Below are 26,998 nucleotides of genomic sequence, written 5' to 3'. Positions count from 1 at the left end.
CAGGACTTTTTTTATTTTAAATGATTTATTAAACCTTCAAGTGAAACTTTATTTTGCTCACCAGAAATCATATTCTTTAGTGCATAAGTACTAGAATTTATTTCCTCCTCGCCTACTAAAACTACAAACGGAATATTACGCTTATTTGCATGATTCATTTGCTTTTTCATTTTAGCAGCATCAGGATATAATTCGGCATTAATACCTTGTAAACGTAATTGCTTAATAGCTTTTAAACTAAATAGTGCTTCTTTATCTCCAAAATTTATGAATAAAACCTCAACATTTTTATTTACCGTTTCTGGAAATAAACCTAATTCTTCAAGAACTAAATAAATACGATCTAAACCGAAACTAATACCAACTCCACTTGTATCTGGTCTTCCAAAAATACTGGTTAAATCGTCATAACGACCACCGCCACCAATAGAGCCCATTTGTACTTCTTTTGGTGCAGAAACTTCAAAAATGGCTCCTGTATAATAATTTAAACCACGTGCAAGTGTAACATCTAACTGTAACGTTGCAGTTGTTAAACCTAATTGTGAAATAGCATTATTAATAAATTCTAATTCCTCAATACCTTTTTTTCCTTCTTCAGAAGTATTTAAAATACCTTTTAAACTTTCAATTTGTGATTCAAAAGAACCAGACAAAGTAAATAAAGGCGCCAATTTATCGATTCCCGATTGTGGAATATCTTTACTTAGCATTTCTTCCTTAACCTTCTCCTCTCCTATCTTATCAAGCTTATCAAGTGCAACTGTAAAATCAATCAATTTATCGCTTGCACCAATAACCTCTGCAATTCCAGATAATATTTTTCTATTGTTTATTTTAATCGTAACGTCTTCTAATTTCAAAGCAGTAAAAACCGTGTCATACAGTTGAATAAACTCAACCTCTTGCCATAAACTTTTACTACCAACCACATCGGCATCACATTGATAAAACTCTCTAAAACGACCTTTTTGTGGTCTGTCTGCTCGCCAAACTGGTTGTATTTGATAACGTTTAAAAGGAAATTCTATCTCATTTTGATGTTGCACTACGTAACGCGCAAAAGGAACGGTTAAATCGTAACGCAAAGCTTTTTCTGAGATACTATTAGTTAATTTATTAGAATCTTTTTCATTATAAGCATCTTCATTTGCTTTAGCCAAATAATCTCCGCTATTCAAAATCTTAAAAATCAAACGATCTCCTTCATCACCATATTTTCCCATTAAGGTATCTGAATTTTCAAAACTTGGGGTTTCAATAGGTTGAAATCCAAAAGTTTCAAAAGCACTGCGAATCGTATTAAATATATAATTACGCTTTGCTACTTGTTCTGGATTAAAATCTCTGGTACCTTTTGGAATGCTTGGTTTTTGAGCCATTTAGTGGTAATAGTGTTTTAGTGATTAATGGATTCCGCATTACGTGCGGAATGACAAAAATATATAATGAAAACGTTTTTGCGAGGTTTTTAATAAAAAGATTGCTTCGTCGTACCTCCTCGCATTGACGGTTACTAATTTATCAACTTATCAAAATACTTATATAAATCGCCTTTGGTAATAACTGCACCTTGCTCAATCATTGTGAATTTATCTAAGTTCTTATCTTCGGTATACTCTTTATCGGCTTGCAAAAATTCTACATTTTCATCCATCAAATTTTCACGCAACCAATTATAACCTTCAGTTGTAGTAATATCTACATCGTTTTTTAAATTAACAACTAAAGCATGCATTTTATCTTCATCTAAATGAAATAAATACATATGCTGGGGCGAAATATGCTCTAAATATTCTGCTTTATTTAAAACACCTTCCCAAATTAAATCGCTAAATACATCCAACTCTGTTTCGGCTAATTCTGGTTTGTTAACTTTTAAATTTGTCCACTCTTCATGTGTTATAGATTGTGTAGCCAAAAAGTTAATAAATTCCTGATGTAATTCTTCAAATTGTTCTTTTGTAAGTCTTCTATACTTCATAATTTATTTAAAAATCAATTTTATGAGATCCTGCCCTACGCTAGGATTAGTTCTACTAAAAACTTTTATAATGTCTTTCAGCCATATAAAAGTTCAGTTTCACTAAAAAAAATGCGCCCCTTAATTAGGAGCGCAAATTTAAGAATATATATGGTTTTCTCTTAGAAAATATAACGTAAACCTACTTGAGCTTGCCATCTTGATGCTAAACTTGCATCAAAACCAAAAGTATCAGTTAAACTAGGATTAAAAGTATACACTGGAGTACTTCCTGAAGCATCAACCGAAATTGGAGACACATTGTTAGGTTGTTCTACAACTCCCCAATTAGAGTTTAATAAGTTTCCAAAATTCAAGATATCAATACTAAATTGAATCGTATTGGTTTTATCATCAGATACTTTAATGTTATAGTCTTGTAAAAACTTAATATCCCAACGACCTCTCCAAGGAGCTAAAGCACCATAGCGCTCTGCATATTGACCTCTTCTTCCACTTAAATAATCATCTTGTTGAATATAAGCTTCGAATGCCTCTGCTTGTCCTGCTCCAGAAAATTGCATTTGTTGTACTTCTCCAGAAGTTGGTACATAAATAAGATCGTTATTTTGGAAAGAACTATCTCCGTTTATATTACCAGCATATGTATAATTAAAACGTCCTCCTTGAGCATATTCAAAGAAAGTTGATAAAGTGGTTCCCCATTTATCGTTTCCATAACTCCATTTTTTACTAGCTACACCAATAAAACGGTGTGTATCTCCATATTTAGAATATGATAAAACATCGTCATTAGCATTTCCTAAGTTTGGATTAAAATCGAATGCGTCACTTGTAATTTCTGCCTCAATAGAGTTTACATCTTTAGCATTTAAGTAACTATAAGCAAGCATTGTATACAAACCGTTATCGAACGTTTTTTGTGCTTTTAAAGAAGCATTCCAAATACGTCCTTTATCAGAATTAGTAAATATATAAGCACTATTTCCTACATCTGCACTTGTATAAACCGGTCTATTATCTCCTGGCGCATTTAATGTTCCTGTTGGATTTCTTAACCCCCAGTTTTGTACATGAGCTCCATTAATATCTTTAGTAAAAGATACATCTGCTGTTAAGATTAAACCATTTTCTAAACGTTTATCTGCACCAATGTTAGTTCTCCAAACTTGTGGGAATTTATAATCTGGATCTACTGCTGTTAAGAAAAATGAATTAGGATTTGCAATTTGGTTTCCTAACCACACAAATGGGAAACGTCCTGTAAATAAACCTGAACCTCCACGTAATTGAAACGTATCATCTCCATTAACATCATAGTTAAAACCGATTCTTGGAGAAATTAACCAGTCGTTATTTGGCATTTTAGTATTATCTATAAATACCGTTTCTCCATTATTTGGATTATAGTAAGGAATACTAGGGTCTACACAACAGTTTCTATCTATAAGTTCTTGTGCTTTTTGAGCTGAGTCAAAAAATAATGGTTTATCAAAACGCACACCGTAAGTTAGTTTAAAGTTTTCATTTACGTTCCACTCGTCTTGAACATAAAAAGCAAGTTGACCAACATTAGTTTCAGCAAGCGCCCAACCACCTGCAACACCATCACCATTCGCTTCTAGAGCGTTATGAGCCGCAGTAGCATCACTAAGTGCGGTTGCTACTCCTCCTCCTGGACCAGCATCGGCTAAGAAATCGGCAACACTTCCGTATTGTGGGAAGAAAACACCAGCAGCACCATAAACTCCTAAATTAAAAGAGTTATCGAACTCAAATTTTTCAAAAGAAAAACCAATTGTATAATTATGATCTCCTTTAACAATATTTAAATTGTTTGAAAATTGGAAAACTTTTTGATCTAATGTATTATTAATTGAAAATGGTTCGTGACCAGCAATTATATAATTTAAACCAGCACCATCTTGAATAATAAATGAAGGCGCAGGAACAGACAACGGATTTCTAAAATCATCAAAATGCGTGTATCCAATTTGCAATTTATTAGTTGATGATTCTGATAATGTAGAGTTCAATTCAAGTTGAACAGACTGTAATTTATTATTTATTTGATAACCAGAATTTTCAAACTGTAAAGTTGTAAAATTAGGCCCTCTTGGTTGAATAGCTGTTGGATGTGCTGGCTTTTCTTTTGAAGCATCTAACCAGTTATAAATTATAGCTAATCTATTATTATCATTTACATTCCAGTCTAACTTAACGATACCTTTTGTTGACTCTGAACCATAAGTAAATCCTTGATATGCTCCTGTATTATATCCTAAAGTAGCCAATGCGCTTTGTACAGCCATTAAATCTGTATCTGAAACTCTAGATTCATTTATAGCACCAGAACCTGTATTTGGTACCCAACCGTTTGTACCTAAATCATCTCTTTCGTCTTTTTCAAAATTTGCAAAAAAGAATAATTTATTTTTTACAATTGGTCCACCAATACTCAACCCGTATTGTGTTTGGTTTAAATCTGGTCTAGTAACTTCATCTCCTTTAATTTTTTTACCAGTCATAGATTCATTTCTAGTAAATCCGTAAACTGTACCATGAAATTCATTTGTACCACTTTTAGTTACAGCATTTACAGATGCACCTGTAAAACCAGATTGAGTAACATCATAAGGTGCAGTAGAAACAGAAATTTGATCAATAGCATCTAAAGATATAGGCTGCGCATCTGTTTGTCCTCCAGGAGTTGGTGCATCCAATCCAAAAGGATTATTAAAAATCGCTCCATCTAAAGAGAAGTTGTTATACTGATCGTTTCTACCCCCAAAAGAATTCCCACTAGCTGTAGGCTCTAATCTAGTAAAATCTGCAGCAGACCTAGATATTGTTGGTAAACGCGTAAGTTCTCGTCTTCCTACACTAGTTTCGGCTCCGGTTCTATCACTTCCAAAAGTACCCGTACTTTGTCCTCCTTGAATAACTACAGCATCAAGTTGTTCACTATCTGCTACCATTGTTACATCAAGGTTTTGTGTTTTTCCTAAAGTTAAATACACATCGTTATAAGATTGCTCTTTGTAACCAACATAACTTATAGTAATCGAGTAAGGTCCACCAACTCTTAGGTTTAATAAGTTATATCTACCGTCAAAGTTTGTTGCTGCTCCATACTTCGTTCCTGTTGGAGTATGAATTGCAACTACATTAGCACCCGGAAGAGGCGCAGAAGTTTCATCTAAAATTAACCCTTTAATGTTTGATGTTGTAACTTGTGAAAAAGCTATTAAACCAAAAAATAAAAAGAAAATTACTAGGCTTGTTTTTTTCATTTTTGAATATTTTTTTGAGTTAGTCTATTTAATATTATGCTTACATAATAAATTTAACAGCAAAAATAATACAAAAAAAAGCCACTCAAAAGAGTGGCTTAACTTTATTTAAACTATTTATTAACTATTTGTTAGCTAATTAATTAGCTTGTGCTATAACTTCAAACTCTAAGTCAACAGATACTTCTCTGTGTAAACGTACAACTGCTGTATATTTACCTAAACGCTTTACAGTAGTAACTGTAATGAATTTTTTATCTATTTCTTGACCTTCTTTTTCTAAAGCAGCTGCAATATCAATGTTATTTACAGATCCAAATAATTTATCGCCTACACCAACTTTAGCTGGTATTTTAATTTCTAATGCTTTGATTGCTTCTGCAATTTTATTAGCATCATCAACTATTTTCTTTTCTTTAAAAGCTCTTTGCTTTAAGTTTTCTGCTAATACTTTTTTAGCAGATACTGTAGCTAAAATTGCTTGTCCTTGAGGAATTAAAAAATTTCTACCATAACCGTTCTTAACTGTTACAACATCGTCTTTAAATCCTAAATTTTCAACGTCTTGTTTTAATATAAGTTCCATTGTTATCGGTATTTTATTTTAATAAATCTGCTACATAAGGCATCAATGCTAAATGACGTGCTCTTTTTACAGCTACAGACACTTTTCTTTGATACTTTAATGAAGTTCCTGTTAAACGTCTTGGTAAAATTTTACCTTGCTCGTTTACAAACTTTAATAAGAAATCTGGATCTTTATAATCTATATATTTAATTCCAGATTTTTTGAAACGACAATATTTCTTTTGCTTATTAGTTTCAATGTTAAGCGGCGTTAAATATCTAATTTCACCGTCTTTTTTTCCTTTTGACTGTTGTTCTATTGATGACATAATTAAGCTTTTACTTTAAGTTTTTCTCTTCTTCTCTCTGCCCATGAAATAGCGTGCTTATCTAACGCGACTGTTAAATAACGCATGAAACGCTCATCACGTCTAAACTCTAATTCTAAAGCATTAATTACCTCACCTGGTACGGTGTATTCAAATAAGTGATAAAAACCACTTTTCTTGTTTTGTATTGGGTATGCTAATTTTTTTAGCCCCCAATCTTCTTTTGCTACCATCTTAGCGCCGTTAGAAACAAGAAAATCTTCGTATTTCTTTACTGTTTCCTTTATCTGATCTTCAGATAAAACGGGATTTAAGATGAAAACAGTTTCATAATGATTCATAAAAATCTATTTTATTGTTAAAAATTGGCTGCAAAAATAAATAATATTTGTATATTACACAACTATATCTTCCTTTTAATTGTAGCATAAAATTAGCTAGACTAAAATGTTAAAATTATGTTAAAACAAACGTTTCACCGATGATTTTTGGTTTTTAGCCGAATTTTTTGTACTATTGTCGATATCTTAACCGAAATAATATAAAATGTTATGACTTTAAACTGTGTAGTAGTAGACGATTCAGCAATACAACGCCTCTCTATTGTTAAGTTAGTCGAGAATCACCCTTCTCTAAACCTTATAGCAGAGTATAGTAGTGCTTTAGAAACTAAGAATGGTTTAAATACGCATCAAGTTGATTTAATTTTTTTAGACATTGAAATGCCAGTGCTAAACGGATTTGAACTTTTAGACGTATTAAACAAAAAACCCCAAATTATATTTGTAACTGGTAAAACGGAATATGCGTTTAAAGCATTTAACTATGATGCTACCGATTATTTACACAAGCCAATTACAAGAGAACGTTTTAACACCTCTGTAGACAAGGCTTTAGAACAACATAGATTAACCTTAGACTTTAATGAAGAAGAAGGTGAACATATATTTGTGAAGAGTAATCTTAAAAAACGTAAAGTTTACATTAAAGATATTAAGTGGATTGAAGCCCTTGGTGATTATGTAAAATTAGTTACTGAAGAAAACAGCTTAGTAGTATTATCTACAATGAAAGCTTTTGAAGCTGAATTACCTGAAGGCAAATTTTTAAGAATTCATAAATCTTATATAGTGAATCTTGATAAGATAGACAGATTCAACAGTAAAAATGTTGAAGTTGGCGCTTACGAAATTCCTTTAAGTAGAAACAAAAAAACCCAACTAGTTGATGCTTTAAATAATATTTAAAACTCAACTTAAAGAAAAAATTAAAAGTTATCGACATTTAGAATTACCCTAACCGACCGAAAATCTTTTACACTAGAGAAGCTATTGTTTATTTTAATAATAGCTTCTTTTGTTTTTGATAAAGATTGGTCTTTAGGAATCTTTACTAGAATATTTTTATGAAATTGATTTCTAATTCTAGCTATTGGTGGAGATTCTGGCCCTAATACATTTTCTTTAAATACTTGCCTTAAAGATTTTGCAAACCATATAGATGCTGTTTCAACTCTGTTATAATCTTTATGCTTTAATGTAATTTTTATCTGCTTGTAAACAGGTGGGTATTTATAATTATATCGATCGTTCATTTGCTCGTTAAACATATCCATATAATTATTGGTAGATACTTGTTGTAATATATTGTGATGTGGATTATATGTTTGAATTAACACCTTACCACGCTCTTCGGTACGTCCTGCTCTACCCGATACTTGCAACATGAGTTGAAAACTACGTTCGTGAGCTCTAAAATCTGGAAAGTTTAACATATTATCTGCATTCATTATTCCCACCAACTTCACATTTCTAAAGTCTAAACCTTTAGTTAGCATTTGTGTACCAACTAAAATATCTATTTCCTGTTGCTCTAAAGCTGTAATTATCTTTTCGTAGCCATATTTACCGCGAGTCGTATCTAAATCCATTCTAGCCACTTTATAGTCTGGAAACAATGTTTTTACCTCTTCTTCAATTTGCTCGGTACCAAAACCTTTATTATCCAAATCCTGACTACCACAAGCCATACAATCTTGCATCATTGCAGAATTGTATCCACAATAATGGCAACGTAATTGATTTCTATATTGATGATATGTTAAACTTACATCACAATTTGGACATTGTGGTGAATGTCCACATGTTTTACATTCAATTATGGGTGAAAATCCACGTCTATTTTGAAATAATATTATTTGATGCCCATCGTTTAACGTTTCAGTCATTTCCTCGATAAGTCTATCGCTAAAATGCCCTTTCATGCGTTTCTTTTTAAGCTTATCTTTAATATCAACCAATTCAATATCTGGCATCAAAACATTATTATAACGATGCATTAATTCAACAAAACCATATTTGTTTTGCTTAGCGTTAAAATAACTCTCTAAACTTGGTGTTGCAGAACCTAAGAGTATTTTTGATTGGTGCATATTTGCTAAAACAACGGCAGTATCTCGCGCATGATATCGAGGAGCAGGATCAAACTGCTTAAACGATTGTTCATGCTCTTCATCAACGATTATTAATCCTAAATTATTAAATGGTAAAAAAATAGATGAACGTGCTCCTAAAACTATTTGTGCTTTCGCGGAATTTTGCAAAACGTTATTCCAAACCTCAACACGTTCATAAGAGGAATACTTTGAGTGAAAAATAGCCACTTTTTCTCCAAAATAGTTCTGAAGCCTTGTAACCAATTGTGTTGTTAAAGCTATTTCCGGAAGCAAATACAACACTTGTTTATTATTGTTTAAAGCATTTTCAATAAGCTTCACATAAATTTCAGTTTTACCAGAAGAGGTTACACCATGAAGCAACGTTACATTATGGTTTTGAAAAGAACTTTGTATGTCGCTTAAAGCCTTTTCTTGATACTCGTTTAGTGTTTTTGAATCTTCGTTATCCTCACCCGAATACTCAACGCGATCTGTTTGGATATGATATTCTTCCAGAACACCTTTATCAATCAAAGCCTTTATAATTGCTGGAGACGCTCCACTTTCATTAGATAAATCTGAAACTTTTACAGGTTTTTTTGTTTTTGCAGAAATTGAAAATAAGCTTAATACAACTTCTTTTTGTTTATGCGCTCTACCTAAATCTTCTAATAAGTTTTGCAGTGCTTTTTCTGAAGAAAAATTCGAATGTAACTTCACATAACGCACTAACTTTGGTTTATACTTCTCGTAAACCTCTTCTTCAACTAAAATAGCTTCTTTTTCAATAAGCCTTTTAATTACAGGAAGCACATTCTTTTTATCGAGAATATTTGAGATATCATGAATTTTTAAAGATGATTGATGGTGTAATGCTTCGTAAACCAAAAACTCATCGTCTTTTAAAATAGACTCATCAATTTCATCTTTATTTTTAGTAATTACAGTTTCACTTTCTAGAATAAAAGCATTAGGTAATGCTGCTCGCAGCACATCGCCCAATGTACACATGTAATATTTAGAAATCCATTGCCATAACTGCAATTGAATTTCATTTACAATAGATGAATCATCTAAAATTTGATGAATTTCTTTAGCTTCGTAAGCCGTTGGTGCATCATTATGAATTTTAAAAACAATGCCTGTGTAGATTTTAGATTTACCGAAAGGCACAGCAACACGCATTCCTGATTTTAAAAAATCGGATTCAGCTAGAGTTATTTTATATGTAAATAACTTTTGAAGCGGAACAGGTATAATAACATCAATGAAATACTGCATAAACTAACGTGTTTTTCGTAGTTTATTTAAAGAAGCATTTAGTTCATATCCTAATAATAAAATATTAGAATTCATCCATAAATAAAATAACAAAATTAAAAGCGCTCCAATGGAACCATAAAGCTTGTTATACTGACTAAAGTTTTCAATATAAATACCAAACAAATACGATGTTAATATGATGAGAAGTGTAGTAAATAAAGCACCTATAGAGAAAAATTTAGAATGTTTACCTTCTTTAGTACCAAAATAATACAACGTAGCCGTTGCTATATAAACCATAAACACGAAAAAGAGATATTTTGCAAAAATTATCCAACCTAATCCTTGGTCGTTTTTTTGGAAAACTTCGCCACTAAAATTCTCATATAATGGTTGAATGACATAGATTTGAAAATACCCAAATATAGCAACTGTTAATAACACCAAAAATGCTAATATTAAAGCTATTCCTAACGCATACATATACTGCTTAAATACATTTCGGTATAATTGTCTATGATAAGAACTTTCAAAACCTGAAAACACAGCATTTACACCATTTGCCATTAAAAAGATGGAAAGCAAGAATACTGAAGATATAAGTCCACCTCCGCTATTACTACTTATATCTCTAAATATATTTTCAAAAAAGAATTCTGAGGTTTGAGGTGGCAAAAATGAATTTAGAAATTGTTCAAATTCAATCTGAAAATTATTAATTGGTATGTAGGGAATAACAATAATTACAAACAACAAAAAAGGAAAAATAGCAGTAAAAAAACTAAAAGCAATAGCACTAGCCCGAGTAGTTAGGGCACCTCTTACAATACCAGTAATGTAAAGTTCTATTAAATCGTAAAAAGATAAACCTTCAAGACCAGGTAATTTAATTTGCTTTAAAAACCGCACCAAGACATTAATTACCGGGATTTTGTCTAGTTTGTCTTCAATGGGTTTAGTCATTAATAATTTGCATTTAGGTTTATAGCAAAGTTATTAAATTTAAGATTGCTTTGTAGAAAGATTAAACTTCTCCTTTTTTGTTTAAAAACTACTTAATAGCTTTTAAACTTAAATCCATGTTATGTACAGAGTGCGTTAATGCTCCACATGAAATATAATTAACACCACATTCTGCATAATGTCTAATGGTTGTTTCGTTTATATTTCCTGAAGATTCTGTAAGACACTTATTTCCGATTAGTTTAACCGCTTTTCTTGTGTCTTCATAATCAAAATTATCTAGTAAAATTCTATAAACGCCATCGTTTTGTAAAATCTCTTCTACTTCTATTAAATTTCTAGCTTCAACCATTATATCTAAATCTTTACCAGTATCTTTTAAATATTGCTTAGTTAACTCTATAGCTTTAGTGATACCTCCTGCAAAATCAATATGGTTATCTTTTAGCATAATCATATCGTATAGTGCAAATCTATGGTTTTCTCCTCCTCCAATTTTAACAGCCCATTTTTCTAACACACGAATACCTGGAGTTGTTTTACGAGTATCTAAAATTTTAGTTTTTGTGCCTTCAACTAAATCTACAAACATTCTGGTTTTTGTTGCTATGGCACTCATACGTTGCATAGCGTTTAGTACTGTACGCTCTGCTTTTAATATAGATTGCGAAGACCCTTCAACATACATTACAATATCTCCAAAAGATACTTCGGTACCGTCTTCAATACGCACATCTAATTTTAAATTTTTATCAACGTAGGCAAAAACTTTTTTAGCAAAATTAACCCCTCCAATAATACCTTTATCCTTAACTAAAAGTTTAGCTTTTCCTCTGGCATTTTCAGGAATACAGGCTAAAGAACTATGATCGCCATCTCCAACATCTTCTCTAATGGCATTAGAAATTATCATTTTTACCTCGGTGTCAAATTGCTCCTGTGTAATCATTGTATTTATTAGTTAGTTGAAACAAAAATAAGAAATTGATTTACTTAATTAAATTTTACATTTATCAATTTTATAATTTTTTCTTATTTAAATCCATTATTCATAAATAGTAAATAGTAATTTTGCTTTTATGACTATTAAACTTATTGCAATAGGAAAAACTGATAATAAGCAACTTATATCATTAATTGATGATTATAAGAAGCGTTTGAGTTATTACATTAAATTTAATTTAGAAATTATTCCTGATATAAAAAATTCTAAAAACTTAAGTGAAGTTCAACAGAAACAAAAAGAAGGCGAGCTTATTTTGAATAAAATTAACAATACTGATGTTTTAATTTTATTAGATGAAAACGGAAAGCAATTAGATTCTGTAGGGTTTTCATCATATTTACAAAAACATATGAATTCTGGAATAAAACAATTGGTTTTTGTTATTGGTGGGCCTTATGGTTTTTCTGAAGAGGTTTATAAAAAAGCAAATGGAAAAATATCATTATCTAAAATGACATTTTCCCATCAAATGATTCGCTTATTTTTTATTGAACAACTTTATAGAGGCTTCACTATTTTAAAAAATGAACCCTACCACCATCGTTAATAAGGCTTAAAAACTTGCTTACGCTTTTTAAGTTGGCGTTCTATATCGTTTATAGTTTCTTTAACTGCCATTTCATAATTCTTTTCATTGGATGTGGCAAAAATTCTTGGTCCGGGTAAGCTCAATTCTATGTTACATATTTTACCTTTATCATGTTCGTTTTCTTCCTTTTTAAAATACACTTGTGCATTTATTAAAAATTCATACTTATTAGATAATTTTTCTAGTTTACCATTAGTGTAAGTTGAAAGTGCTTCACTCACATCTACATCTACATATTGAATGTTTACTGTCATAATCGTTCTCTTTTAATGTTTAAATCTATTATAAATATAAACGTTTTTAAATAATTCTAAAGTGATATAGATCATAAAATAAAGTGAAATTTTCATTTTAATATTTAAACTGTTCTATTTCATATCAATGATTATAGTATTATTTTTGAAAACTAAACTTTTTATGTAAATGCAACTCGTTTTCGCCACCAATAACCTAAATAAAATAAAAGAAGTACAAACTTTAATCCCAAAGCATATCAAATTGTTGAGCCTGAAGGATATTGGATGTTTTGAAGAAGTTCCAGAAACTCAAAATACTATAAAAGGAAACGCAATTCAAAAAGTAGAATATATTAAAAACAATTATGGCTATGATTGTTTTGCAGATGATACCGGATTAGAAGTTGAAGCTTTAAACGGTGAACCTGGTGTTTTTTCTGCACGTTATGCTGGAGAACAACGCGATGCTAATAATAATATAAATAAATTATTAACAGAATTGAGCACTAAGGATAACAAAAATGCTCAATTTAAAACAGTTATTGCGTTACATTTAAATGACCAAATTAAAACTTTCCCAGGCATTTGTGAAGGAGAAATAACAGATAAAAAACATGGAAAAAATGGTTTTGGTTACGACCCCATTTTCAAACCAAAAGGGTATGATAAAACATTTGCAGAAATGGATTTAAATTTAAAAAACAGTATTGGTCATCGTGGAAAAGCTATTACTAAACTGGTTAAATTTTTAAATTCATAAAACTTTACAAATTATTATAAAAAATCAAGTTTCATGTTGGTTGTTAAAACAGATTGTTTTACTTTTAATTTATGACAGAGGTAGATATTGAAAAAGAAAATGCAGCCATTGCCCAAGCCTACAAAAAGTTATTAAAAGTTAGCTATACTACACTTACTGACGACGATAAAAAACTTATACGTAGCGCTTTTGAAGTTGCTTTAGACGGACATAAAAATCAGCGTAGAAAATCTGGTGAAGCTTATATTTTCCATCCATTAGCTGTAGCAAAAATTGTTGCTCAAGAAATTGGTTTGGATGCCACCTCTATTGCTTCAGCTTTACTTCATGATGTAGTTGAAGATAGTCCTGATTATTCTATTGAAGATATTGAAAAACAATTTGGTAAAACTGTTGCTACCATTGTAGATGGCTTAACAAAAATTTCATCTTTAAGTAAAGAAAAAGACATGGATGTGTCTTTGCAGGCTGAAAATTTTCGTAAAATGCTCCTAACACTTAATGATGATGTAAGAGTTATTATTATTAAGATTGCAGACAGACTTCACAACATGCAAACCATGGACTCTATGCGTCCAGATAAGCAGATTAAAATCGCATCTGAAACACTATACATTTACGCGCCTTTAGCACATAGAATTGGGCTCTACAATATTAAAACAGAACTTGAAGATTTAGGTTTAAAGTATACCGAACCTGATGTTTACAATGACATTTTAGGTAAAATTAAAGAAAGTAAGGAGCAACAAGACCTTTATATTAACCAATTTAGTGAAGTCATAAAAAACTCTCTTGATAAAGAAAATCTTGATTATACTATAAAGGGTAGACCTAAATCAATTTTTTCTATTCGTAAAAAAATGCTTAATCAAGGGGTTCCCTTTGATGAAGTTTACGATAAGTTTGCCATACGTATCATCTATAAATGTGATTGCGATCCTAAAACTGAAAAGTTTTTAGCTTGGAAAATTTATTCTATCGTTACAGACCATTTTAGACCTAACCCTACCAGACTTCGCGATTGGATTTCATCACCAAAAAGTACAGGTTACGAAGCTTTACATATAACGGTTATGGGCCCTAAAGGTAGATGGGTTGAAGTTCAAATACGTAGTGAGCGTATGAATGAAATTGCAGAAAAAGGTTATGCAGCTCATTATAAATACAAACAAGAAACTGAAAAAGAAGATAGTTTAGAAACTTGGATTAATAGACTTCAAGAAGCTCTTGAAAACCCAGAAACCAACGCGGTAGATTTTGTAGAACAGTTTAAACTCAATCTTTATTCTAAAGAAATTTTTGTTTTCACCCCAGCTGGTGAATTAAAATCACTACCAAAAGGAGCAACTGCTTTAGATTTTGCTTTTAATATTCATACAGAAGTTGGTATGAAAACTCGAGGCGCAAAAGTGAATGGCAAGTTGGTTCCTTTAAGTCATGAGTTAAAAAGTGGTGATCAAGTAGATATTTTAACCTCCGAAAACGCCAAACCTAACTCAAACTGGTTAGACTATGCCACCACTGCGCGATCAAGAGCTAAAATAAAATCTGCATTAAAAGAAGATAAAAGACAGATTGGTGAGGATGGTAAAGAAATTTTGCGTCGTAAACTAAAGCAACTCAAAATAACTTTAAACGAAGAATCTATTAACGACATGGTGCGTTACTTTAAGTTAAAAACTAGTTTAGATTTATTTTATAGAATTGGTGTAGGATCAATAGATAATAATATGCTTAAAAGCTATGCTTCATCTAGAAGTAATGCTTTCATGAGTTATATTAAAAGTAAAATATCTAGAAAATCTCCTATTAAAAAAGAAGAGCTTGAAAAAGATGAAGTTACCGTAAATTATGACTCACTAGTTTTTGGTAAAGAAGAAGAAAAGCTAGATTACAAACTAGCTAATTGTTGTAACCCAATTCCTGGTGATAATGTTTTTGGTTTTCTAACCGTAAACGAAGGCTTAAAAGTTCATAAATATAATTGTCCTAATGCGGTTAGTTTACAATCAAACTACGCGTATAGAATTATGCCAGCTAAATGGATAGACTCTACACAGCAAGAATTTTTAGTAAGAATCCTAATTTCTGGTATAGACCATATTGGTTTAGTAAATGAAATTACAAGAGTCATTTCAGAAAACATGTTAGTTAATATGAAAAGTATTAGTTTTGAAACTAACGACGGGTTATTTTCTGGAAAAATCAATGTAGTTGTTAAGAATAATACCATTATCAAAAAACTTTTAGAAAAACTTAAAAAAATTAATGGTATTGATAAGGTAAGAAGAGTTTAAAAAATTGTAAATTTGTAATGAAAATATGGAGGCAAAGGCAGATACAAAGAATCAAGAGATTGTTAAAAGCGTTTTTACTAACTTTCTAGAAAACAACGGGCACAGAAAAACACCCGAACGCTACGCTATACTCCAAGAGATATACAATAACAATGAACATTTCGATATAGAGTCTCTATATCTTAACATGAAAAATAAAAAATATCGTGTATCTCGTGCCACTTTATACAATACAATTGAATTACTTCTTGAATGCGGTTTGGTAAGAAAACACCAATTTGGGCAAAATCAAGCACAATACGAAAAATCATATTTTGATAGACAGCATGATCATGTTATCTTAACAGATACAGGAGAAGTTATTGAGTTTTGCGACCCTAGAATTCAGTCTATCAAAAAAACAATCGAAGAAGTTTTCGATATCAAAATTAATAACCACTCACTTTATTTCTACGGAAATAGAAAATCAACCACAAATAACTAATTTTTACGATGGCAGTAGATTTACTACTAGGATTACAATGGGGTGACGAAGGCAAAGGAAAAATTGTTGACGTACTTACCTCAAATTACAATATTATAGCACGTTTTCAAGGTGGTCCTAATGCAGGACATACTTTGGTTTTTAATGGAAGAAAACATGTATTGCATACTATTCCTTCAGGAATTTTTCATGATAATGCAACGAACCTGGTAGGAAACGGCGTGGTTATAGATCCTGTAATTTTTAAAGGCGAACTAGATAAGCTAGATGAGCAAAATGTAGATTATAGAAAATCATTGCTTATTTCACGTAAAGCTCATATTATACTACCAACTCACAGACTTCTTGATGCGGCTAGTGAAGCTTCAAAAGGAAAAGCCAAAATAGGTTCAACTTTAAAAGGAATTGGACCAACTTATATGGATAAAACTGGTAGAAATGGTATTCGTGTTGGCGATTTAGAATTAAGCAATTGGAAAGAAAAATATAGAACATTAGCAGATAAGCATGAATCTATGATTGCTTTTTATAATGTTGATATTCAATACGATTTAAAAGAACTTGAAGAAGAGTTTTTCAAAGCTATTAAAGTTTTAAAATCTTTAAAATTTATAGATTCAGAAGAATACATTTATCAAGCACAAAAATCTGGAAAAACTATTCTAGCAGAAGGTGCTCAAGGTTCGCTTTTAGATATCGATTTTGGAACTTATCCTTTTGTAACTTCTAGTAATACAACCGCTGCCGGAGCGTGCACTGGTTTAGGTGTTGCACCAAATCAAATAGGTGATGTATTTGGCATATTTAAAGCTTATACAACTCGTGTTGGTTCTGGACCATTCCCTACAGAATTATTTGATGAAAATGGCGAAACTATGGGGCGCGTTGGTAACGAGTTTGGAGCTACAACCGGTAGACCAAGACGTTGTGGCTGGTTAGACTTAGTTGCATTAAAGTATGCTTGTCAAGTAAACGGCGTTACTCAATTAATGATGATGAAAGGTGATGTGCTTTCTGGGTTTAAAACTTTAAAAGTATGTACAGCTTACAAATATAAAGGTGAAGTGATTCAGCATTTACCTTACAATATAGAGCCAGAAAATGTAGAGCCAATTTACACTGAATTTAGTGGATGGAATGAAGATTTAACAGCAATGTCTGATGCTTCACAACTACCTCAAGCTTTAAATGAATATATTGATTTTCTTGAAAAAGAATTAAATATTCCAATCACTATTGTTTCAGTTGGACCTGATAGAAAACAAACAATTTTTAGACAACAATTGGTTCAGTAAAAACCTAAACTTATAAATCTTTAAAACGCTCTAAAATAATTTGGAGCGTTTTTTGTTTCAATATACTTAAACATCAGATTAATCGTTATTTTTGCGACAAACTTTTTTCATTTTGAATAAACTACTGGTTTTACTTTTTACATTTATAATAGGTTATGTTTCAACCTCAAATATTCAAGCACAAACAAAAAAGAAAATTGAAATTGAATATGCGGGTAAATTAACCATTGATGAAGAAAACTATCCGGGTGCCAAAATACTAACTCGTGATGATTCTCAACAAGTTCAGATAAATCATCAAGGAACTAACATGTGGTGTGATAAGGCTATTCATTATGGTAAAGAAAATTTCGTAGAAGCTTATGGTAATGTTATCCTAAAACAAGGAGACACCATTAATATGACCTCAAAATATGTGGAGTACAGTGGTATAACAGAATTAGCATTTGCTAGTGGGGATGTGGTTTTAAAAGACCCAAATTCAACAATATCTTCAGACACTTTATATTTTGACCGACTAAAACAACAAGCTTTTTATAAAAGTGGTGGTACTGTTGTAAAAGATTCTTCTGGAACAATTACCAGTAAAATTGGTAGATATTATATGGATATTAAAAAATATCAATTTGTTGAAGATGTTGTGTTGGTAAATGATAGTACAACAATAAACTCCAATTTCTTTGATTTTTATTCTGATACTGGTCATGCTTATTTATTTGGACCGTCAACCATAACTACACCAGAAAGCAAAACCTATTGTGAAAAAGGATTTTACGATACCGAAAACAAGGTTGGATACGCTGTAAAAAAATCAAGGATTAATTATGACAACAGAATTATTGAAGGTGATAGTTTATACTTTGATAACAATAAAAGTTTTGCATCTGCTACCAACAATATAAAAGTTACAGACACCATAAATAACAGCATTATTAAAGGGCATTACGCAGAAGTTTTTAAGGAAAAAGATTCCGTTTTTATAACTAAACGCGCTTTAGCCATTACAATTCAGGAAAATGATTCTATTTATATGCATGCTGATAAAATAATGGTTACAGGTAAACCAGATAACCGAATTATTAATGCGTATTACAATGCTAAAATCTTTAAGACAGATATTAGCGGAAAAGCAGATTCTATTTATTCTAATCAAAAAACAGGTATTACTAGATTGATAAATATTCCACGTTTCTCACCTGGTGATAAATTTTCAACTAAACGAAAACCTATTCTTTGGAATTTTGAAAATCAAATGACTGGTGATACTATTCATTTAATATCGAATAGTGAAACAGAAAAAATTGATTCCTTACTCGTTTTTAACAACGCCTTTATTATAAGTCAAGATACAATTAGCAAAACGGGCTACAACCAAATTAATGGAATGAGGTTAGTGGGTTTATTTAACGATGAAAACCAAATGCGTCAAGTTGATATCACTAAAAATGCTCAATCTATATTTTACGCGAGGAATGACAAGCAAGAACTTATTGGTATAGACAAAGCTAAGTCTGGAAGTATTTCTATGTTATTTAACAACGGCGACATTGAAGAATATACAAGATTCAATCAGGTTGATGGTAATCTGTATCCAGAATCTAAATACCCAGAGAATGAAAAAATTTTAAAAGGTTTTGATTGGCGCGAAGAAGAACGCCCTTTAAGTGTCGAAGATTTATTTAGAGATGACCCTCCACTAGAACTTCCAATTATTAAAGGTTTAGAAGATTATGTGCCACAAGAAGATTTTGTAGATAACGACATGTTAGAACGTGTTAAAAAAGCAGATGCAAATGACAAAGCAAATAATAAATCGCATTCTACAAAAGCATCTCGTAATTTACCCACTAAACCAAAAGACAAAAGCGCCCTCTTAAAATTACCTAACAAAAAATCTAAACCTCAAAAAAAAAGTATTAAATAAAATTGATGGCATCAGATTTCCTAAAATATCAAGCTCAAACCACCCCACATCCATTAGCTATGGAAATTTCTCATGCTAAAGGTTCATATATTTATGATATAAACAATAAAGCTTATTTAGATTTTGTAGCTGGTGTTTCTGCTTGTCCTTTAGGGCATAACCATCCCAAAGTTGTAAATGCTATTAAAGAACAGTTAGATAAGTACATGCATGTTATGGTTTATGGAGAATACATCCAAAAACCTGCTGTAGAATTAACTAAATTATTAGCAGAAAACTTATCCGAGTCATTAGAAAAAACCTACCTAACAAATTCTGGTACTGAGGCTATTGAAGGCGCGTTAAAATTGGCAAAACGTGCTACTGGACGCAGTGAAATTATTGCTGCAAATAAAGCTTATCATGGAAATACCATGGGCTCAATGAGTGTTATGGGCTATGAAGAACGAAAACAAGCTTTCAGACCACTTTTACCAGATGTGAGATTTATAGATTTTAATAATGAAGATGATTTAAAACATATCACCAATAAAACAGCTTGTGTTATTTTAGAAACCATTCAAGGTGGTGCGGGTTTTATCGTTCCTAAGGATAATTACTTACATAAAGTACAAAAACAATGTAAAGAAGTAGGTGCACTTTTAATTTTAGATGAAATTCAACCTGGTATTGGTAGAACTGGAAAACTGTTTGGTTTTGAACATTATAATTGTATTCCAGACATATTAGTTACAGGCAAAGGTTTAGGAGGCGGCATGCCAATTGGTGCCTTTACAGCATCAGGTAAATTAATGGATTTACTTCAAGATAACCCCAAACTTGGTCATATTACAACCTTTGGCGGGCATCCGGTAATAGCAGCTTCAGCTTTAGCTACATTAAAAGAAATTACAGAAAGTAATTTAATACAAGAAGCTCTGGAAAAAGAACAACTTTTTAAAAAACTTTTAGTTCATCCGTTGATATTAGAAATAAGAGGTAAAGGACTCATGCTTGCCTTCATTACTCCTTCTTCTGAAATAACAAATACATTAATTTTAAAATGTCAGGATGCTGGTTTAATACTTTTCTGGTTACTTTTTGAGCCTAAAGCAGTACGAATAACTCCTCCACTAACCATATCTAATGATGAAATCATTAAAGGCTGTAAAATAATTATTGATATTTTGAATGAAATTCAACACGCAAATTAAGTCTTCAACACCCTGATAATCAAACCTAAAAAGAACATGTCAATTTTATGATACTACAACTGTTCATTACTTTGTTAAAAACATTTACTAATCAATCCATAATAAAACAAATAGAAGCTTAAATTTATTCTGCAAGAATTTTACAAATTTGCCTATGGAGTTTAGTCATAACGACAACAACAATTTACCTCTCACTAAGTTTGAATCGATGTTAAAAACAAATCATGTTTTATTTTTCGATTCAGATGAATTTGAAAACATCATTCACCACTATCTTAATCAAGGTAAAATCGCTTTAGCTAAAAAAGCCATAAAATTAGGTCTTGATCAACACCCTACCTCTATCAACTTAAGACTTTTTAAAGTTGAAGTTTATGTTTTTGAAGATAAATTAATTGAGGCTGACACTCTGTTAAATGAACTACATACTTTAGACCCGATGAATGAAGAAATTTACATTCAAAAGGCTAATATATTTTCTAAAAAAGATGAGCACCAACAAGCTATTGATGTTTTAAAACAAGCTCTACAACTTACCGATGATGTTGTTGATTTGTATTCATTAATTGGGATGGAGTATTTATTTTTAGATGAGTTTGAAGACGCTAAAGTGTATTTCATGAAGTGTTTAGAGTCCGATTTAGAAGATTATTCTGCATTATACAATGTCATTTATTGCTTTGAATTTTTAAATCAACATCAAGATGCTATCTCCTACTTAAATGTGTTTTTAGATAAAAATCCTTATTGTGAAGTCGCTTGGCATCAATTAGGTAAACAATATATCAGCTTAAAAGACTATAAAAAAGCATTAACATCATTTGATTTTGCTATTATTTCTGATGATACTTTTGTTGGAGCTTATTTAGAACGTGGTAAAGTTTTAGAGAAATTAAAACGATTTGAAGATGCTATTGAAAATTACACAATAACACTTACTCTAGATGAACCTACATCATTTGCACTTTTACGTATAGGTAGTTGTTACGAGAAGTTAAAAAATAATGACTTAGCGCTTCAATTTTATGAAAGAACTGTGCACGAAGATCCTTTATTAGATAAAGGTTGGATAGCAATTACTAAATTCTATTATAAAAAGAAAAACTACCAAAAAGCGCTGTACTTTATAAATAAGGCTATAAATATTGACTCTGAAAATGTAATTTATTGGAAATTATATTCTCAAATTAACCAGCGTTTAAATTTTTATGAAGAAGCAGAACGTGGCTTTAAAAAAACCTTAGAATTAGGAAATTACGAATTGAACACATGGTTATCTCGTGGCGATTTACTAATTAAATTAGGAGAACCTGAAGCAGCAATCTACAACTTTGAACAAGCTGTTGAATTTTATCCAGAAAATCCTGAATTAGAGTATCGATTAGCGGGATTATACTTCTCTTTAAATCAAAATGATAAAGGTGCATTTCATTTAAAAAATGCTATTAAACACAATGAAGAATATTCATTTATCATTGAAGAACTTTTCCCAGAAGTTTCTAATAAAATATTAGTTAAAAATATACTTAAAACAAATCTATAATTAAAAATGTATACCTTTGGTTTTGGTAAAAAAATCAAAATATGCAAAGACGTTTTATAGACTACTTAATTATTTCTTTTAAAGGTTTAGCTATGGGTGCAGCAGATGCTGTTCCTGGTGTTTCTGGTGGAACTATTGCTTTTATTTCTGGTATTTATGAAGAATTAATAAATACTATTAGTAATGTTAGTCCTTCTCTTTTTAAAACACTTTTTAATAAAGGCTTCAAAACATTTTGGGAGCAGTTAAACGGAAATTTTATTCTAGCCCTTTTATCTGGAATCATAATCAGCTTTGTGTCTTTTATGAAACTAGCAAAATATTTACTTGAATATCACCCTATTTTAATTTGGTCGTTCTTTTTTGGGCTTATTGTGGCCAGTATCTATTTTGTTGGTAAACAAATTACAAAATGGAATATTGCAACTATTCTTGTTTTAATAATTGGTGCAGCAATAGCATTTTATATAAGTAAATTGCCTTCTTTGGGCACAAATGAAAACCCTTGGTTCTTATTTTTAGCGGGGTCAATTGCTATTTGCGCTATGATATTACCTGGTATATCAGGCTCATTTATTTTAATAATTCTTGGTGCTTATAAAACCCTTAGTGATGCCATTCATGATATTGATTTAAAGAAAATTATGATTTTTGTTGGTGGTGCAGTTGTTGGTTTATTAAGCTTTAGTCATGTATTAAAATGGCTTTTTAAACATTATCATAATATTACTTTAGCATTACTTACAGGTTTTATTTTTGGATCACTAAACAAAGTTTGGCCTTGGAAAGAAACTTTATCATGGCATACAAATTCTAAAGGTGAAAAAATTCCATTATTACAAGAAAGTATTTCCCCTTTTTCATTTAACGGCGACAATCAAATTGCTTTTGCAGTGGCTTTAATGATTCTAGGATTTTTAACTATTTTTATTCTTGAAAGGTTAGGATCTAAAAAATAGTATGGAAAGCACCAGAACACTTGCCGATAAAATTTTTCTTATTCTAAAAGGATTAGGTATGGGTGCTGCCAATAAAGTACCTGGAGTATCTGGCGGTGTTGTTGCTTTTGTAGCTGGCTTTTACGAAGAGTTTATCTATTCTTTAAAAAAAGTAAATAGCAAAGCCTTTAAATTACTATTTAACGGAAGGTTTAAAAGCTTTTACAGATACATTAATGGTAGATTTTTAGGTTTATTATTTTTTGGTATGATAGTTAGTTACTTTAGTGTTTCTAAAGTTTTAGACTATCTATTAAAACATTATGAATTATATGTTTGGAGTGTTTTCTTCGGAATGATTATTGGCTCTATTTACTATATCAACAAAGATTTTAAAGATTGGAATTACAGAACATATATAACTTTAGCTGTAGGTATTCTTATTGGCATTAGTATAAGTTTTTTAAATCCAGCAAAAGAAAATGATAATTTATGGTTTGTTTTCTTCTGTGGAATTATAAGTGTTTCGGGAATGACGCTTCCTGGGTTTTCGGGTTCTTTTATACTTATTCTGTTAGGAAACTATGTATTACTTCTGGTAGATTCTGTAAATGCGCTTTACGATACTTTTTCAAATATTTTTAGTGGAGATTTTAGTTTAATTAATAACCCAGAACGTATTAGAATGCTAAAAGTTTTAGGTGTATTTACTTTAGGTTCTGTAACTGGTTTAGTAACATTTTCACATTTATTAAGCTATATTTTAAAACACTATAAAAGTATTACACTTTCTGCCATCATTGGCTTTATTATTGGGTCTTTAGGTGTGGTTTGGCCATGGAAAAAAACAATTTTTAAATTAAATGAAAGCGGTGGATTTATTTTAGATTCTACAGGTGAAAAAGTAATTAAAAACTACAAACGTTTTATACCAGAACTAAACACAGAAACTTACTATGCAGTTGGCTTCATTTTATTAGGTATTTTAATAGTTTTAGCATTAGAATGGTATGGACAAAAAACCAGAAAAGTAAAATGAAAAAATTAGGTCTTTTAGGTAAAAACATATCATATTCGTTTTCAAGGGCATACTTTAAAAAAAAGTTTGAAGAAGAAAATATTCAAAATGTAAGCTATGATAATTTTGATATAGTAAGTATAGATATATTCCCTTCAATTATACAAAATACAAAAGATTTAAAAGGACTAAACGTTACTATTCCTTATAAAGAACAAGTTATCCCATATCTTGATAAATTAAATAAAAAAGCCAAAGCTATAGGGGCCGTAAACACTATTAAAATCACAAAAAAAGGAAAATTAGTTGGTTATAATACAGATTGTTATGGTTTCAAAAACTCGCTTAAACCTTTTATTAAATCTCATCATAAAAAAGCTTTAATTTTAGGAACAGGAGGTGCAAGTAAAGCCATTGCCTTTAGCTTAAAAGAATTAGGAATTTCATATAAATATGTATCTAGAAAACTCTCAAAGGGAATTGACTTTAGCTACGATACTTTAGACGAAAGCGATATAAAAAACCATCAAGTCATTATAAATTGTACTCCTTTAGGCACATATCCAAATATTGATGATTGTCCTAATATTCCATATGAAGGCATAACAAATCATCATATCTTATTTGATTTAATTTACAATCCAGAAGAAACTACTTTTTTAAAACGAGGTAAAGAAAAACTAGCAACTACTATTAATGGCTTAAATATGTTGAAATTACAAGCCGAAAAAGCTTGGTCTATCTGGAATTTGTAATTAAAATACCACTATTTATAGTTAAAACCATTAACACTACTTTGTAAATACTTTACTTGTTAGTATCTTTAAAGACAAAAGAGATTAATGAACCCTAACATTTTTTAAAATGTCTGATATAAATAAAATGCCTAAAGCAGAAGAAATAGATGAAAATAATTCAAATGAAAAATCATTAGAATTAAACGAAAATCAACAAGATGAATCAATATCTAATACAGATACTGAAACACCTCATGTTGAAAATGAAGATGCAGTTAACACGCAAGATGAAAAAACTACTATAGTCTCTTCAAATTCTGAAGATGAGAATGATGATGTTTTAAATGAAATTGAAGAATCTAATGCAGAAGATGCAGAAGATGAAGGCAATAAAGACAGACATAAAATTGAAGTAAAGGCTTACGACACCATGTCTTTAGAAGCTCTGGCAATTGAGTTGGAAAAGCTTTTAAATAATGAAAAAGTTCAAGCCATTAGATCCCATGTAAATAGCATAAACTCAGAATTCAAAGCAAAATTCCAAGCTTTAATCGATGAGAAAAAAGAAGAATTTTTAAACGATGGTGGTAATGAGATAGATTTTTATTATTCTTCACCCGTTCAAAAAAGATTTAAAGAAGCTTACAGAGAGTACAGGAAAAAGTTAAATGATCATTACCAAAGCCTAGAGCAAAATTTAAAGCAAAATTTAGCTGACAAACTTGAAATTATTGAAGAATTAAAAGGTTTAATAAATGTAGAAGAAAATATTAACACTACTTATAAACACTTTAAAGAATTACAAGAACGTTGGCGAAACACGGGTCCTATTCCTAGAGATAGATACAATAATGCTTGGAATAGCTACCACCATCATGTAGAGATGTTTTACGACTTTTTACATTTAAACAGAGATTTACGCGATTTAGATTTTAAACACAATTTAGAGAAGAAACTTTTAATTATAGAGCGTGCAGAAGAATTAGCGCAAGATGATGATGTAATGCGAGCTTTTAGAGAGCTACAGGAATTACATAAAATGTGGAAAGAAGAGCTTGGTCCTGTTGGTAAAGAACATCGAGAAGAAATTTGGGAGCGTTTTAAAACTGCTACTAAAATAATTAACGATAAACGTCAGCTTTACTATAAAGAAATTGATAAAGTATATGAGAAAAATTTAGAGAAAAAGCTTGAGATTATAGAAAAAATTAATGCTGTTAATGCTCAAGAAGGTAACTCTCATAATGCATGGCAAAAGAAAATAAAACAAATTGAAGTCTTAAGAGAAGACTTTTTTAATGCTGGTAAAGTACCAATAAAAGTGAATGAAAGTACTTGGGCTAAATTTAAAGAAGCTGTTAGAAGCTTTAATAGAAAGAAAAATGCTTTTTACAAAGGACTTAAAAAAGATCAGTATAAAAACCTTCAGCAAAAATTAGATTTAATAAAAATAGCCGAAGATAATAAAGACAGTGAAGATTTTGAGGTTACCACACCTTTGATGAAAAAAATTCAAAGCGACTGGAAAAAAATTGGTCATGTACCTCGTAAAGACAGTGATAAAATATGGAAGCAATTTAAATCCGCTTGTAATTATTATTTTGATAGGCTACACTCCAGCAGAAATGCTGCAAACAAAGAGTTTATTGAAGCGTTTAATAAAAAGAATGAGCTGTTAAGTACCTTAAAAGACTTAAAATTAAAAGGCACAAAAGAAGAGAATATAAATGCCGTAAAAACTCATATTGCAGAGTGGCAAAGTATTGGCAGAGTACCTAATGACAAACGCTATATAGAAAGTAAATTTCAAAAAACTATTGATGATTTGTTGACAGGTTTGAAAATGGACAAGAATGAAGTAGAAATGATTAAATATGAAAACAAACTAGACAGTATTAATAACACTGATGATGACCATAGAAACTTAGATAACGAACGTTCTTTTATTCGTAAAAAAATAAGCGAAGTTAAAAGTCAAATAAATCAGTTAGAAAATAATCTGCAATTTTTTACTAATGTTGATGATGACAATCCAGTTGTGAAAGAAGTTCAGAATAATATAAAAGCTCATAAAGATTCTTTAAAGCTCTGGAAAACTAAACTAAGTAAAATTAAAGAGCTTTATTAAGAATTAATAAATTA

At 30.7% G+C, this 26,998-nt stretch carries 23 protein-coding genes; 13 read left to right on the top strand and 10 right to left on the bottom strand.

Features of this window, described 5'->3' with window-relative positions:
* Window positions 1-11 precede the first annotated feature (11 nt).
* The 6 genes from hisS to rpsF form a co-directional block, all read right to left on the bottom strand.
* Entirely contained in the window at window positions 12-1,382 is a 1,371-nt protein-coding gene (gene hisS / locus MBM09_RS06775; protein ID WP_238676091.1) for a histidine--tRNA ligase, read from the bottom strand.
* A 134-nt stretch (window positions 1,383-1,516) separates the two neighbouring features.
* On the bottom strand, window positions 1,517-1,984 hold the full coding sequence (locus tag MBM09_RS06770) for a DUF6495 family protein (RefSeq protein WP_238676090.1): 468 nt from the start codon (window positions 1,982-1,984) through the stop codon (window positions 1,517-1,519).
* A gap of 161 nt (window positions 1,985-2,145) precedes the next feature.
* Window positions 2,146-5,277: a TonB-dependent receptor gene (locus tag MBM09_RS06765; RefSeq protein WP_238676089.1), complete on the bottom strand. Its 3,132-nt coding sequence runs from the start codon at window positions 5,275-5,277 to the stop codon at window positions 2,146-2,148.
* A 139-nt stretch (window positions 5,278-5,416) separates the two neighbouring features.
* Window positions 5,417-5,863 (bottom strand): 50S ribosomal protein L9, encoded by a 447-nt coding sequence (gene rplI, locus MBM09_RS06760; RefSeq protein ID WP_238676088.1) that lies wholly within the window; start codon window positions 5,861-5,863, stop codon window positions 5,417-5,419.
* Window positions 5,864-5,876: 13 nt separating this feature from the next.
* Window positions 5,877-6,173 (bottom strand): 30S ribosomal protein S18, encoded by a 297-nt coding sequence (gene rpsR, locus MBM09_RS06755; protein ID WP_019388303.1) that lies wholly within the window; start codon window positions 6,171-6,173, stop codon window positions 5,877-5,879.
* 2 nt (window positions 6,174-6,175) lie between these two features.
* Window positions 6,176-6,514 carry a 30S ribosomal protein S6 gene (rpsF, locus tag MBM09_RS06750; RefSeq protein WP_238676087.1) on the bottom strand — a complete coding sequence of 113 codons (339 nt, stop codon included), beginning with the start codon at window positions 6,512-6,514 and terminating at the stop codon, window positions 6,176-6,178.
* A gap of 210 nt (window positions 6,515-6,724) precedes the next feature.
* Between rpsF and MBM09_RS06745 the strand changes: the two genes are divergently transcribed.
* Window positions 6,725-7,420 carry a LytTR family DNA-binding domain-containing protein gene (locus MBM09_RS06745; protein ID WP_238676086.1) on the top strand — a complete coding sequence of 232 codons (696 nt, stop codon included), beginning with the start codon at window positions 6,725-6,727 and terminating at the stop codon, window positions 7,418-7,420.
* Between the two features lie 20 nt (window positions 7,421-7,440).
* Here MBM09_RS06745 and priA read toward each other — a convergent pair whose 3' ends face one another.
* From priA to nadC, 3 genes are all read right to left on the bottom strand, one after another.
* The gene (gene priA / locus MBM09_RS06740; protein WP_238676085.1) at window positions 7,441-9,891 is read right to left on the bottom strand and encodes a primosomal protein N'; all 2,451 of its coding nucleotides are present in this window, start codon (window positions 9,889-9,891) and stop codon (window positions 7,441-7,443) included.
* A gap of 3 nt (window positions 9,892-9,894) precedes the next feature.
* Window positions 9,895-10,836, bottom strand: coding sequence for a YihY/virulence factor BrkB family protein (locus MBM09_RS06735; protein WP_238676084.1), 942 nt, complete (start codon window positions 10,834-10,836; stop codon window positions 9,895-9,897).
* Window positions 10,837-10,924: 88 nt separating this feature from the next.
* A complete protein-coding gene (gene nadC, locus MBM09_RS06730; protein WP_238676083.1) occupies window positions 10,925-11,785 on the bottom strand; it encodes a carboxylating nicotinate-nucleotide diphosphorylase in 861 nt (286 codons plus the stop codon).
* A gap of 130 nt (window positions 11,786-11,915) precedes the next feature.
* Here nadC and rlmH point away from each other — a divergent pair, with 130 nt between their 5' ends.
* Complete coding sequence (gene rlmH, locus MBM09_RS06725; protein ID WP_238676082.1) at window positions 11,916-12,389, top strand: 23S rRNA (pseudouridine(1915)-N(3))-methyltransferase RlmH; 474 nt, start codon at window positions 11,916-11,918, stop codon at window positions 12,387-12,389.
* On the opposite strand, the gene hpf is transcribed toward rlmH, so the two are convergent.
* The gene (gene hpf, locus MBM09_RS06720) at window positions 12,386-12,685 is read right to left on the bottom strand and encodes a ribosome hibernation-promoting factor, HPF/YfiA family (protein ID WP_238676081.1); all 300 of its coding nucleotides are present in this window, start codon (window positions 12,683-12,685) and stop codon (window positions 12,386-12,388) included. The genes rlmH and hpf overlap by 4 nt on opposite strands.
* A 169-nt stretch (window positions 12,686-12,854) precedes the next feature.
* Here hpf and MBM09_RS06715 point away from each other — a divergent pair, with 169 nt between their 5' ends.
* From MBM09_RS06715 to MBM09_RS06665, 11 genes are all read left to right on the top strand, one after another.
* Window positions 12,855-13,427 (top strand): non-canonical purine NTP diphosphatase, encoded by a 573-nt coding sequence (locus tag MBM09_RS06715; protein WP_238676080.1) that lies wholly within the window; start codon window positions 12,855-12,857, stop codon window positions 13,425-13,427.
* 71 nt (window positions 13,428-13,498) lie between these two features.
* The gene (locus tag MBM09_RS06710) at window positions 13,499-15,724 is read left to right on the top strand and encodes a bifunctional (p)ppGpp synthetase/guanosine-3',5'-bis(diphosphate) 3'-pyrophosphohydrolase (protein WP_238676079.1); all 2,226 of its coding nucleotides are present in this window, start codon (window positions 13,499-13,501) and stop codon (window positions 15,722-15,724) included.
* 25 nt (window positions 15,725-15,749) lie between these two features.
* A complete protein-coding gene (locus tag MBM09_RS06705; protein ID WP_238676078.1) occupies window positions 15,750-16,208 on the top strand; it encodes a Fur family transcriptional regulator in 459 nt (152 codons plus the stop codon).
* 8 nt (window positions 16,209-16,216) lie between these two features.
* Window positions 16,217-17,503 (top strand): adenylosuccinate synthase, encoded by a 1,287-nt coding sequence (locus tag MBM09_RS06700; RefSeq protein WP_238676077.1) that lies wholly within the window; start codon window positions 16,217-16,219, stop codon window positions 17,501-17,503.
* A gap of 112 nt (window positions 17,504-17,615) precedes the next feature.
* Window positions 17,616-19,427: an OstA-like protein gene (locus MBM09_RS06695; RefSeq protein WP_238676076.1), complete on the top strand. Its 1,812-nt coding sequence runs from the start codon at window positions 17,616-17,618 to the stop codon at window positions 19,425-19,427.
* 5 nt (window positions 19,428-19,432) lie between these two features.
* Window positions 19,433-20,620 carry an aspartate aminotransferase family protein gene (locus MBM09_RS06690; RefSeq protein ID WP_238676075.1) on the top strand — a complete coding sequence of 396 codons (1,188 nt, stop codon included), beginning with the start codon at window positions 19,433-19,435 and terminating at the stop codon, window positions 20,618-20,620.
* Window positions 20,621-20,774: 154 nt separating this feature from the next.
* On the top strand, window positions 20,775-22,163 hold the full coding sequence (locus tag MBM09_RS06685; RefSeq protein WP_238676074.1) for a tetratricopeptide repeat protein: 1,389 nt from the start codon (window positions 20,775-20,777) through the stop codon (window positions 22,161-22,163).
* Window positions 22,164-22,204: 41 nt separating this feature from the next.
* The gene (locus tag MBM09_RS06680; protein ID WP_238676073.1) at window positions 22,205-23,122 is read left to right on the top strand and encodes a DUF368 domain-containing protein; all 918 of its coding nucleotides are present in this window, start codon (window positions 22,205-22,207) and stop codon (window positions 23,120-23,122) included.
* A 1-nt stretch (window position 23,123) separates the two neighbouring features.
* Entirely contained in the window at window positions 23,124-24,140 is a 1,017-nt protein-coding gene (locus MBM09_RS06675) for a DUF368 domain-containing protein (protein ID WP_238676072.1), read from the top strand.
* A complete protein-coding gene (locus MBM09_RS06670; protein WP_238676071.1) occupies window positions 24,137-24,874 on the top strand; it encodes a shikimate dehydrogenase in 738 nt (245 codons plus the stop codon). Before MBM09_RS06675 ends, MBM09_RS06670 begins: the two co-directional genes overlap by 4 nt.
* A gap of 109 nt (window positions 24,875-24,983) precedes the next feature.
* The gene (locus tag MBM09_RS06665) at window positions 24,984-26,984 is read left to right on the top strand and encodes a DUF349 domain-containing protein (RefSeq protein WP_238676070.1); all 2,001 of its coding nucleotides are present in this window, start codon (window positions 24,984-24,986) and stop codon (window positions 26,982-26,984) included.
* Window positions 26,985-26,998 lie beyond the last annotated feature (14 nt).

Source organism: Flaviramulus sp. BrNp1-15 (genome assembly GCF_022259695.1).
Classification (GTDB): domain Bacteria; phylum Bacteroidota; class Bacteroidia; order Flavobacteriales; family Flavobacteriaceae; genus BrNp1-15.
Note: the sequence above shows the minus strand (reverse complement) of the source record. Positions and strands in the feature narration are given on the sequence as shown.

Excerpts from the sequence above, each read along its gene's own strand:
- hisS (WP_238676091.1), bottom strand. The coding sequence starts at position 1,382 with ATGGCTCAAAAACCAAGCATTCCAAAAGGTACCAGAGATTTTAATCCA.
- MBM09_RS06770 (WP_238676090.1), bottom strand. The coding sequence starts at position 1,984 with ATGAAGTATAGAAGACTTACAAAAGAACAATTTGAAGAATTACATCAG.
- MBM09_RS06765 (WP_238676089.1), bottom strand. The coding sequence starts at position 5,277 with ATGAAAAAAACAAGCCTAGTAATTTTCTTTTTATTTTTTGGTTTAATA.
- rplI (WP_238676088.1), bottom strand. The coding sequence starts at position 5,863 with ATGGAACTTATATTAAAACAAGACGTTGAAAATTTAGGATTTAAAGAC.
- rpsR (WP_019388303.1), bottom strand. The coding sequence starts at position 6,173 with ATGTCATCAATAGAACAACAGTCAAAAGGAAAAAAAGACGGTGAAATT.
- rpsF (WP_238676087.1), bottom strand. The coding sequence starts at position 6,514 with ATGAATCATTATGAAACTGTTTTCATCTTAAATCCCGTTTTATCTGAA.
- MBM09_RS06745 (WP_238676086.1), top strand. The coding sequence starts at position 6,725 with ATGACTTTAAACTGTGTAGTAGTAGACGATTCAGCAATACAACGCCTC.
- priA (WP_238676085.1), bottom strand. The coding sequence starts at position 9,891 with ATGCAGTATTTCATTGATGTTATTATACCTGTTCCGCTTCAAAAGTTA.
- MBM09_RS06735 (WP_238676084.1), bottom strand. The coding sequence starts at position 10,836 with ATGACTAAACCCATTGAAGACAAACTAGACAAAATCCCGGTAATTAAT.
- nadC (WP_238676083.1), bottom strand. The coding sequence starts at position 11,785 with ATGATTACACAGGAGCAATTTGACACCGAGGTAAAAATGATAATTTCT.
- rlmH (WP_238676082.1), top strand. The coding sequence starts at position 11,916 with ATGACTATTAAACTTATTGCAATAGGAAAAACTGATAATAAGCAACTT.
- hpf (WP_238676081.1), bottom strand. The coding sequence starts at position 12,685 with ATGACAGTAAACATTCAATATGTAGATGTAGATGTGAGTGAAGCACTT.
- MBM09_RS06715 (WP_238676080.1), top strand. The coding sequence starts at position 12,855 with ATGCAACTCGTTTTCGCCACCAATAACCTAAATAAAATAAAAGAAGTA.
- MBM09_RS06710 (WP_238676079.1), top strand. The coding sequence starts at position 13,499 with ATGACAGAGGTAGATATTGAAAAAGAAAATGCAGCCATTGCCCAAGCC.
- MBM09_RS06705 (WP_238676078.1), top strand. The coding sequence starts at position 15,750 with ATGGAGGCAAAGGCAGATACAAAGAATCAAGAGATTGTTAAAAGCGTT.
- MBM09_RS06700 (WP_238676077.1), top strand. The coding sequence starts at position 16,217 with ATGGCAGTAGATTTACTACTAGGATTACAATGGGGTGACGAAGGCAAA.
- MBM09_RS06690 (WP_238676075.1), top strand. The coding sequence starts at position 19,433 with ATGGCATCAGATTTCCTAAAATATCAAGCTCAAACCACCCCACATCCA.
- MBM09_RS06685 (WP_238676074.1), top strand. The coding sequence starts at position 20,775 with ATGGAGTTTAGTCATAACGACAACAACAATTTACCTCTCACTAAGTTT.
- MBM09_RS06680 (WP_238676073.1), top strand. The coding sequence starts at position 22,205 with ATGCAAAGACGTTTTATAGACTACTTAATTATTTCTTTTAAAGGTTTA.
- MBM09_RS06675 (WP_238676072.1), top strand. The coding sequence starts at position 23,124 with ATGGAAAGCACCAGAACACTTGCCGATAAAATTTTTCTTATTCTAAAA.
- MBM09_RS06670 (WP_238676071.1), top strand. The coding sequence starts at position 24,137 with ATGAAAAAATTAGGTCTTTTAGGTAAAAACATATCATATTCGTTTTCA.
- MBM09_RS06665 (WP_238676070.1), top strand. The coding sequence starts at position 24,984 with ATGTCTGATATAAATAAAATGCCTAAAGCAGAAGAAATAGATGAAAAT.